The organism is Blautia sp. Marseille-P3087 (assembly GCF_900120195.1).
Classification (GTDB): Bacteria; Bacillota; Clostridia; order Lachnospirales; family Lachnospiraceae; genus Blautia_A.
Genome location: NZ_LT635539.1, coordinates 2,640,451 through 2,649,440 on the forward strand (window position 1 = coordinate 2,640,451; position 8,990 = coordinate 2,649,440).

The 8,990-nt window shown below is 45.2% G+C and carries 10 protein-coding genes (1 of these 10 running past the window's edge); 9 read left to right on the forward strand and 1 reads right to left on the reverse strand.

Features of this window, described 5'->3' with window-relative positions; translation table 11 throughout:
• Positions 1 to 3: 3 nt before the first annotated feature.
• From dnaX to BQ7344_RS12590, 7 genes are all read left to right on the forward strand, one after another.
• Positions 4 to 1,593 carry a DNA polymerase III subunit gamma/tau gene (dnaX, locus tag BQ7344_RS12560; RefSeq protein ID WP_072522824.1) on the forward strand — a complete coding sequence of 530 codons (1,590 nt, stop codon included), beginning with the start codon at positions 4 to 6 and terminating at the stop codon, positions 1,591 to 1,593.
• Between the two features lie 23 nt (positions 1,594 to 1,616).
• On the forward strand, positions 1,617 to 1,973 hold the full coding sequence (locus BQ7344_RS12565) for a YbaB/EbfC family nucleoid-associated protein (RefSeq protein WP_072522825.1): 357 nt from the start codon (positions 1,617 to 1,619) through the stop codon (positions 1,971 to 1,973).
• Positions 1,973 to 2,572, forward strand: a complete 600-nt coding sequence (gene recR, locus BQ7344_RS12570) for a recombination mediator RecR (protein ID WP_072522826.1) — start codon at positions 1,973 to 1,975, stop codon at positions 2,570 to 2,572. The genes BQ7344_RS12565 and recR overlap by 1 nt, the downstream gene beginning before the upstream one ends.
• A gap of 33 nt (positions 2,573 to 2,605) precedes the next feature.
• Complete coding sequence (locus BQ7344_RS12575; protein ID WP_072522827.1) at positions 2,606 to 3,703, forward strand: LacI family DNA-binding transcriptional regulator; 1,098 nt, start codon at positions 2,606 to 2,608, stop codon at positions 3,701 to 3,703.
• Between the two features lie 239 nt (positions 3,704 to 3,942).
• Complete coding sequence (fsa, locus tag BQ7344_RS12580) at positions 3,943 to 4,599, forward strand: fructose-6-phosphate aldolase (RefSeq protein WP_072522828.1); 657 nt, start codon at positions 3,943 to 3,945, stop codon at positions 4,597 to 4,599.
• Positions 4,600 to 4,698: 99 nt separating this feature from the next.
• On the forward strand, positions 4,699 to 5,541 hold the full coding sequence (locus tag BQ7344_RS12585; RefSeq protein ID WP_304528452.1) for a transketolase: 843 nt from the start codon (positions 4,699 to 4,701) through the stop codon (positions 5,539 to 5,541).
• Entirely contained in the window at positions 5,529 to 6,467 is a 939-nt protein-coding gene (locus BQ7344_RS12590) for a transketolase family protein (RefSeq protein WP_072522830.1), read from the forward strand. Before BQ7344_RS12585 ends, BQ7344_RS12590 begins: the two co-directional genes overlap by 13 nt.
• Here the strand turns inward: BQ7344_RS12590 and yyaC are convergent.
• Positions 6,451 to 7,014: a spore protease YyaC gene (yyaC, locus tag BQ7344_RS12595; RefSeq protein WP_072522831.1), complete on the reverse strand. Its 564-nt coding sequence runs from the start codon at positions 7,012 to 7,014 to the stop codon at positions 6,451 to 6,453. The genes BQ7344_RS12590 and yyaC overlap by 17 nt on opposite strands.
• Before the next feature lie 158 nt (positions 7,015 to 7,172).
• Between yyaC and BQ7344_RS12600 the strand changes: the two genes are divergently transcribed.
• Both BQ7344_RS12600 and BQ7344_RS12605 read left to right on the forward strand, forming a co-directional pair.
• Positions 7,173 to 8,501, forward strand: a complete 1,329-nt coding sequence (locus BQ7344_RS12600; RefSeq protein WP_072522832.1) for a LysM peptidoglycan-binding domain-containing protein — start codon at positions 7,173 to 7,175, stop codon at positions 8,499 to 8,501.
• A gap of 108 nt (positions 8,502 to 8,609) precedes the next feature.
• Positions 8,610 to 8,990, forward strand: partial view of a DUF5711 family protein gene (locus BQ7344_RS12605; protein WP_072523443.1) — the beginning only. 861 nt of this gene lie beyond the right edge of the window; only the first 381 of its 1,242 coding nucleotides appear in the window; it begins with the start codon at positions 8,610 to 8,612; its stop codon lies off the right edge, out of view.

An 8,990-nucleotide genomic window follows, 5' to 3' on the forward strand; every position in this document is an offset into this window, starting at 1 on the left:
TTCATGAGCTATACTGCCCTGTACCGAAAATTCAGGCCCGATAATTTTGCAGATGTCAAAGGGCAGGATCATATTGTAACGACGTTAACGAACCAGATCAATGCAAACCGCATCGGCCACGCGTATCTTTTTTGTGGTACGCGTGGTACCGGTAAGACCACAGTGGCAAAGATTCTCGCGAAGGCCGTGAACTGTGAGCATCCGGTTAATGGAAGTCCCTGCAATGAATGCGAGATGTGCAAAGCCATTCAGGCAGGTACATCAATGAATGTGATCGAGATCGATGCCGCTTCCAACAACGGTGTAGATAACATCCGTGAGATCCGTGAGGAAGTAACTTACCGTCCGACAGAAGGTAAATACAAAGTGTATATCATCGACGAGGTGCATATGCTTTCTACAGGAGCATTCAATGCCCTCCTGAAAACTCTGGAAGAGCCGCCGTCTTATGTCATCTTTATTCTGGCAACGACAGAGGCACATAAGATTCCGATCACCATTCTGTCACGCTGTCAGCGGTATGATTTTCACAGAATCTCGATCGATACGATTGCGGCACGCCTGAGTGAACTTCTTAAGGTGGAAGGTGTGGAAGCGGAGGAAAAAGCAATCCGTTATGTGGCGAAGGCCGGTGATGGCTCTATGCGAGATGCACTCAGTCTTCTGGATCAGTGTATTGCTTTTTATCTGGGGCAGACACTGACTTATGATAAGGTTCTTGATGTTCTGGGAGCCGTGGATACCGAAGTGTTCAGTAAATTACTGCGTAAAGTTCTGGCGGGTGATGTGACTTCTGCGATCAGGATCCTTGAAGATCTGATCGTCGGGGGCAGGGAACTCAGCCAGTTTGTGGGCGATTTCACATGGTATATGCGAAATCTGCTCCTTGTAAAGACTTCTGACAATCCGGAGGAGGCCATTGATGTCTCCTCCGAAAATCTGAAACTTCTGAAAGAAGAAAGCGAGATGACCGACAGCGATACGCTGATGCGTTATATCCGCATTTTTTCAGATCTTTCCAATCAGATCCGCTTCGCAACACAGAAACGCGTGCTTGTTGAGATTGCGTTGATCAAACTGTGCCGCCCGGCAATGGAGACAAATCTGGATTCCGTGCTGGACCGTATCCGTGTGCTCGAACAGAAGATTGATGAACATCCGGTACAGCAGGTGATCGTGCAGAGTACAGGTGTGGGAGAAGGCAGTGCTGAACAGCCAAAACCGGCAGAGCGGCCACCACAGAAAGCAGCACCGGAAGATCTGCAAAAGATCGTGGCAGGCTGGAAGATGATCGTCGGACAGACGACAGCTGCTTTCAAACAGGCACTTTTGCAGTCAGTGCCAAAATACAACGGAGAGACTGGCGAGCCGATTCTCTATGTGGAGTTTCAGACTCCACTTGGAAGGCTTTATCCGGATGATTCCGAAGCCAAAAAAGAACTGCAGTCCATCATTGAGCAGAAGCTTGGCAAAAGTATCGAGCTTCATATGCTGGTTGCGGAAGACCATCAGCAGACGAACCTTTCGCAGATTACGGTGGATCAGGCAATACGTGACAATATTCACATGGATGTTGTAATAGAAGAAGATTAATTTTTTATCAGGAGGATATCACCATGGCAAAACGTGGAGGATTTCCGGGCATGGGAATGCCGGGAAACATGAATAATTTAATGAAACAGGCGCAGAAGATGCAGCGTCAGATGGAAGAAAACCAGAAAGCACTTGAAGAAAAATCATTCACTGCAACGGCAGGCGGCGGTGCTGTAGAAGTTACTGTATCCGGTAAACGTGAAGTGACCGGCGTGAAACTTGCCGAAGAAGTTGTCGATCCGGATGATATCGAAATGCTGGAAGATCTGATCGTTGCGGCAACCAATGAAGCACTTCGCAAAGTAGAAGAAGAAACAACAGCAGTAATGTCCAAACTCACAGGCGGACTTGGCGGCTTGGGCGGAGGCCTTCCTTTCTGATGGAATACTACAGTACGCACATCAATAAGCTGATCGAGCAGCTTTCGCATCTTCCGGGGATCGGACCGAAGTCGGCACAGCGTCTGGCATTTCATATCATGAACATGCCGAAAGACCAGGTGGAACAGCTTACTTCTTCGATCACCGGCGCGAGAGAAAAGATCCGCTACTGCAAAAAATGCTGTACGCTGACAGATCAGGAGCTTTGCCCGATCTGCAGCAACCCCAAAAGGGATGCAGGTACGATCATGGTCGTGGAAAATACGAGGGATCTTGCGGCATACGAAAAAACAGGAAAATATGAGGGTGTCTATCATGTGCTTCACGGTGCGATTTCTCCGATGCTTGGAATCGGACCGGATGATATCCGACTCAAAGAGCTGATGCAGCGTCTTCAGAGTGAAGATATCAAAGAGGTGATCATTGCGACGAACTCTAGTCTGGAGGGCGAGACAACCGCGATGTATATCAGCAAGCTGATCAAGCCAACCGGAATCCGGGTAAGCAGGATCGCAAGTGGTGTACCGGTCGGTGGCGATCTGGAATATATTGATGAGGTAACACTTCTGCGTGCACTGGAAGGCAGAGTGGATCTCTGATATAGACTGCAATGACAGAAGGAGGATGTGAGAGTGGCAAAAAGAAAACCAACCTCTTCGCAGGTTGCACAGAAAGCAGGAGTTTCTCAGGCGACAGTATCTATGATACTGAACCGGAGAAATGATGTTTCTTTTTCTGCGGAAACTGTAGAAAGAGTGGAATGTGCCGCGCGGGAACTCGGATATGAGCTGCCTCACCGCAAAAATAAAAACAGTACCAAAAAAGAAAAACTGATCGTTGTGATCTGTCCGACACTGACCAGCCCATATTATGTTCTTCTTTTACAGGGTATCGAATCCGTAGCAAATGAAAAAGGCTACGGTGTTTTTATCTGCAATACTCAGAGGGATGCAGGGCAGGAAGAAAAATATCTCCGGATGATCAGTACGATCGATCCACAGGGAATCATTTATGCATGTAATCCCCATCCGGATTTTCAGAAAAAAGTTGAAGAACTGGCACACAGAATACCACTTGTTATTATCAGCAATAAAGAAAAGACAACGACGGTAGATGCGATCAATCAGGATAATACAATGGTAGGACGCCTGATGGCACGTCATCTCCTTGAACTTGGTCACAGGGAAGTGGCCTTTATTACACCGCCGCTCACGCGCCGGCAGTGGCAGCGTTCCAGAAGAATTGACGGCTTTGTTAAAGAATACGAAAAGGAAGGGCTTGGCGGGCATGTTCTTATAAAAGCAGCAGATGAGTCAGTCGATCATAGATTACCGAGGATGGATTCCGAGTATTCGATGGGGTATCAGCTTACGATGGAGCTGATCAGAGAAGGCAGGGAATTCACTGCAATCGCAGGTCAGAATGATATGATGGCGCTGGGCGCGATCGATGCGCTGGAAGAATCGCGTATCCGCGTACCGAAGGACGTGTCGGTGATCGGTTGCGATGATATTTTCTATTCTGGTATTCGGAGGCTGTCACTTACAACGATTGATCATTTCGTTGCGCTGAAAGGGCGGGATGCCTGTGATATCATCATTCGTAAGATTGCGATAAATGACCAGTTTTATACGGGATTACAGCCGACAAGTATCTATAATATTGAGTATACGCCGAAGCTGATCGCCAGAAAAACAACTGCATATGCAAACACGAAAAAAAGAAAATAAATTTGTATATCCAAATTATTATTAATAATTTCAAACGAAAGCCTGGAAGAGAACGCGGAAAACCGTACTTTCAGGCTTTTGATATTCAATAAAGTAGAAAAAATAAGATAAATAATTAATAAAATAACATATTATTAATAAAATAATAATTAATAATTTCTTCCCTTCTTGACCTGGAATTTTTGTTTGCTATAATAAAATTATCAAGCAAAAACGCAGAAAACAGGAGGTATTTTACAATGAAATTTTTTATTGACACAGCAAATGTAGATGATATCCGTAAAGCAAATGATATGGGAGTTATCTGTGGCGTTACTACAAACCCGTCCCTGATCGCAAAAGAAGGCAGAGACTTCAATGAAGTAATCAAAGAAATTACAGAAATCGTAGACGGACCGATCAGCGGTGAAGTAAAAGCTACTACTACAGACGCTGAAGGAATGATCGCAGAAGGCCGTGAGATTGCTAAGATCCATCCGAACATGGTTGTTAAGATTCCTATGACAGTAGAAGGCCTGAAAGCCGTTAAAGTTCTTTCAAAAGAAGGAATCAAAACAAACGTTACTCTGATCTTCACAGCAAACCAGGCATTGCTTGCTGCAAGAGCCGGTGCTACATATGTATCTCCATTCCTTGGAAGACTGGATGATATTTCTACAGATGGTGTTCCGCTTATTCGCCAGATCGTTGAAATGTTCGAAGTAGCAGGAATTACCACAGAGATTATCTGTGCAAGTGTTCGTCACCCAATCCATGTAACAGAGTGTGCTCTTGCCGGTGCTGATATTGCAACAGTTCCTTACAAAGTAATCGAGCAGATGACAAAACATCCTCTGACAGATGCCGGAATCGAAAAATTCCAGAAAGATTATAAAGCAGTATTCGGTGACAAATAAAAATGCAATAAAAAGCATTTTAGGTACATATTACTTGACGAGTGCGGAAATTAATTGTAGCATAAGTTTGTTGCAAATTATTAAAAGGAGAAATTGAACATCATGGAGAAATTAGAACTTCAGAAAATTGCGAACGAAGTCCGCAAAGACATCGTTACCGCGGTTCATGCTGCAAAAGCCGGTCATCCGGGCGGTTCCTTATCAGCAGCAGATTTATTCACATATCTGTATTTTGAAGAAATGAATATCGATCCGAAAAATCCGAAGAAAGCAGACAGAGACCGTTTCGTTCTTTCTAAGGGACACACTGCACCGGGACTTTACTCTGCACTTGCTGAGAGAGGATATTTCCCGAAGGAAGACCTCAAGACACTTCGTCATCTCGGCTCCTATCTGCAGGGTCATCCGGATATGAAGCATATTCCGGGCGTTGATATGTCCAGCGGTTCTCTTGGACAGGGAATCTCTGCGGCAGTAGGTATGGCACTTTCTGCAAAACTCAGCAACGAATCTTACAGAGTATACACTCTTCTTGGCGATGGTGAGATTCAGGAAGGACAGGTATGGGAGGCTTCTATGTTTGCAGGGTTCCGCAAACTGGACAACCTTGTTGTAATCGTAGACAACAATGGACTTCAGATCGACGGACAGGTAGATGAAGTATGCTCGCCATATCCGATTGACAAGAAATTTGAAGCTTTTAATTTCCATGTGATCAATGTTGCAAACGGAAATGATATGGATCAGCTTAAGGCTGCATTCGACGAAGCAAAAACTGTAAAAGGAATGCCGACAGCCATTATCATGAAGACCGTAAAAGGTAAAGGAGTTTCCTTTATGGAAAATCAGGTTGGATGGCATGGCAAAGCTCCGAATGACGAGCAGTATGCACAGGCAATGGAAGATCTGGAGAAAGTAGGTGAAGCATTATGTCAGAAGTAAAGAAAATCGCCACAAGAGCCAGCTACGGAAGCGCTCTGGTAGAACTTGGTAAAGAACACGATGATCTTGTTGTTCTGGATGCTGACCTTGCTGCAGCTACTCAGACAGGAATGTTTAAGAAAGAATTTCCGGATCGTCACATCGACTGTGGTATCGCAGAGTGTAATATGGTAGGTATCGGTGCAGGTCTTGCGACGACCGGTAAGGTACCTTTTGTCAGCACATTTGCAATGTTCGCAGCAGGACGTGCTTACGAACAGCTTCGCAACTCTGTTGCATATCCGCATCTGAATGTAAAGGTTGGCGCAACTCACGGCGGTATTTCCGTTGGTGAAGACGGTGCGACTCATCAGTGCTGCGAGGATTTTGCCCTTATGAGAGCAATTCCGGGTATGGTTGTCATGAGCCCTGCTGATGACATTGAAGCAAAAGCTATGGTCAAAGCTGCATATGAATATGTAGGACCTGTATATATGAGATTTGGACGTCTGGCTGTTCCGGTAATCAACGACAGACCAGATTACAAATTCGAAATGGGGAAGGGAATCGTTCTTCGCGAAGGAAAAGACCTTACAATCGTTGCGAATGGTCTCTGCGTTGCTGCATCTCTTGAAGCGGCAGAAAAACTTGCAGCAGATGGAATTGATGCAAAAGTGATCAATATTCATACCATCAAACCACTGGATGAAGATCTGATCGTTGCCGCAGCAAAAGAAACAGGCAAAGTCGTAACTGTAGAAGAACATTCCGTAATCGGTGGTCTTGGCGGAGCTGTATGCGAATGCCTTTCCGAGAAGGCACCTGTACCGGTAAAACGTATCGGTGTGAATGATGTATTCGGAGAATCCGGTCCGGCGGTAGCTCTTCTTGAGAAATATGGTCTGGATGCAGAAGGCATCTACAAACAGATTAAAGAATTTGTATAAAACCACATTTTGAGATCAGCGGTATCATATACAGAATACCATCAGTGATCTGATCGGCAATAGAGATCACGGTGGAGAGACGTGTTGTCTGAAGAGTCAGGTGTTCCAGGACACCTGAGATATTGACGATTCCTGTAATATGGATATGTCCGACAGGCGGTAGCTTTTTATGAACAGCGGCACCCGGGTAGAGTGCACCATTTGAAATGGTCACATACCCGAGGTGCTTTTTTTGTCCCAATGAAGAATCAATCGCGATGATCAGACAGCCGGGATGGCGGTTTTGGATTTCCAACAGGGTGTCGGTGAGATTAAGTGCATGAACCGGATCGGAAAGAGTACCGTATACGTGAATCATCGGAAAGGTGTGGCTGCTGAGCTGTGCACCGATATAAGGGCCGAGACAGTCGCCGGTAACACGGTCTGTGCCGATACACAGAAACACGATTTCAGACCAGTTTTGCGTTTGCTCAAGAATACATGTTTTTAAAAGCCTGCAGATCTCACGGGAACAGTTTGCATGGCGCGTATCTACATAAAAAGTCATGGTTTTATCTCCGTATCTTTTCCTTTCTATTTTATCCCTCTGCGAAAGAAATATGCACTTTGCAAAATATGTCGCTAAATTCTTTTGCACTGCTCTTAGATTCTGCTAAAATCCGCGACTTTCCTGTGCTATTCTGATGCCTGAAGGGGTGATATGACATGATAGAGGTTGTCTACAAGGATGAAAAGCAGCGTGCAAAAGGAAATGAAGGGATTTTTCAGTTGCCCAGAAATGTACGGCAGATAGGAATGACGGATCAGAATTACAGGATCTATATGGAGGACTATGTATATACATTTCTGGAGCGTGCTGCGGCTGCCGGAGAGGATAAAGAGGAAAAAGAACGCCGCCTGGCTGTTTTTATGGGGGAGACGAAATGGGATGCCGGGACAGGCTATCTTTTTATCAGAGGTGCAGTGCTTGTTTCGGGTGAAGAAATTTCGCAGGAACACGTTGAGTTGACAGATGCCATGTGGCAGCAGATTCATGAGGACGCTGAAAAATATTTCGAAGGGGAAGAGATTGTCGGGTGGTTTCTGGGCGGCAGGATGCAGCCGATGGAAGTATCGGAAATGCTTCTTCGTATACACCTCAAGCATTTTGGCGGAGAAAAAGTGCTGATGCTGCTGGATCCGTCGGACAACGAAGAAGCTTTTTTTCGCTATGAAAACAGCTTTATGGTAAAGCAGAGCGGATTTTATATTTATTATGAAAAAAATCCGCAGATGCAAAATTATATGATAGAAAAAATTCCGGAATTGTCCGTGCCGCAGGAGGAAGAAGTGCATGATGATGCTGTACGGGCATTCCGGCAGATTATTCAGAAGAAACATTCGAATTATTCAAATGAAGACGGGGGCAGGACTTCGGTGTTCTCTTATGCGGCGACAGCATGCCTTGCGCTGGCGGTGCTGACAGTCGGAGTGCAGTTTTATCAGAATTATTCGAACAGTAGTAAGATGCCGCAGGAAGTGACGGAAACTGCATCTGCTGTTATTAAGGAGAAAACTAAAGATGTGAAATCGACAGTGACGCAGATGCCGAAGATTACAGAAATGCCAAAGACAACAACGAAACCGAAAATAAGCGCAACACCTCGGATGGAGGAAAAAGTGAAACCAACACCGACATCAACGATGGAACAACATATTTCGCCGACGCCGGGAAGCAGAACAGAGAGTGAGATATACAGAGAAGAATCTGATGACAGAAAAGCGGAACAGCGTGTGCGGCAGGAACTGGCATCAGAAACAGGGGTGGCATCAGAAACAGGGGTGGCAGCAGATAGCTCGGACATTGCGGAAGCAGGTATGACTGAGACGACGGCAGGACGCGGAAACTCCTATGTGATTAAGCCGGGAGATACATTGTATCAGATCAGTATAATGAAATATGGTACGATGGAAAAAGTGGCGGAAATCTGTCAGGCAAACGGACTGGCGGAAGATGAAATTATTTATCCGGGACAGATAATTGTACTGCCGTAATTGTATTGCCGAAAAAAATTTGATATAATAAAAATGTTGACATTCTGCAGAGGCAGAATGCGCAAAAAGAAAATGCACAGAATACCAGTTTATAAGGTAAGGATAAAAATGGCAAATATAATCAAAAAAATAAAAAGGAAATACAAAAAGAAAAAGCTTCAGGAAGAACGTGCAAAGATGGAACAGAGCCGGCAGCGCAGAACACCGGAAGAGGTATATCAGGAACGGCTGTCAAAGCATCGGAATGCGACGATGCGCCGTGCAGTGATGACTATTGCGGCGGTGGCTGCAGTTGCAGCACTTTTTTTCTTTTACATGGAAAAAAGAAGCTACCATAATTACAAAATCCTGTCTGCGAGTGAGCAGGAGGATGTTGTAGCGACTAACTATGTGGAGATGTCGGGCAAAATTTTACGCTATAGTCCGGATGGTGCTTCGCTTGTGAGTGATACTATGGATGCTTACTGGAGCACATTGTACGAAATGCAG

Coding starts and splice junctions, on each gene's coding strand:
- dnaX (WP_072522824.1), top strand. CDS start 4: ATGAGCTATACTGCCCTGTACCGAAAATTCAGGCCCGATAATTTTGCA.
- BQ7344_RS12565 (WP_072522825.1), top strand. CDS start 1,617: ATGGCAAAACGTGGAGGATTTCCGGGCATGGGAATGCCGGGAAACATG.
- recR (WP_072522826.1), top strand. CDS start 1,973: ATGGAATACTACAGTACGCACATCAATAAGCTGATCGAGCAGCTTTCG.
- fsa (WP_072522828.1), top strand. CDS start 3,943: ATGAAATTTTTTATTGACACAGCAAATGTAGATGATATCCGTAAAGCA.
- BQ7344_RS12590 (WP_072522830.1), top strand. CDS start 5,529: ATGTCAGAAGTAAAGAAAATCGCCACAAGAGCCAGCTACGGAAGCGCT.
- yyaC (WP_072522831.1), bottom strand. CDS start 7,014: ATGACTTTTTATGTAGATACGCGCCATGCAAACTGTTCCCGTGAGATC.
- BQ7344_RS12600 (WP_072522832.1), top strand. CDS start 7,173: ATGATAGAGGTTGTCTACAAGGATGAAAAGCAGCGTGCAAAAGGAAAT.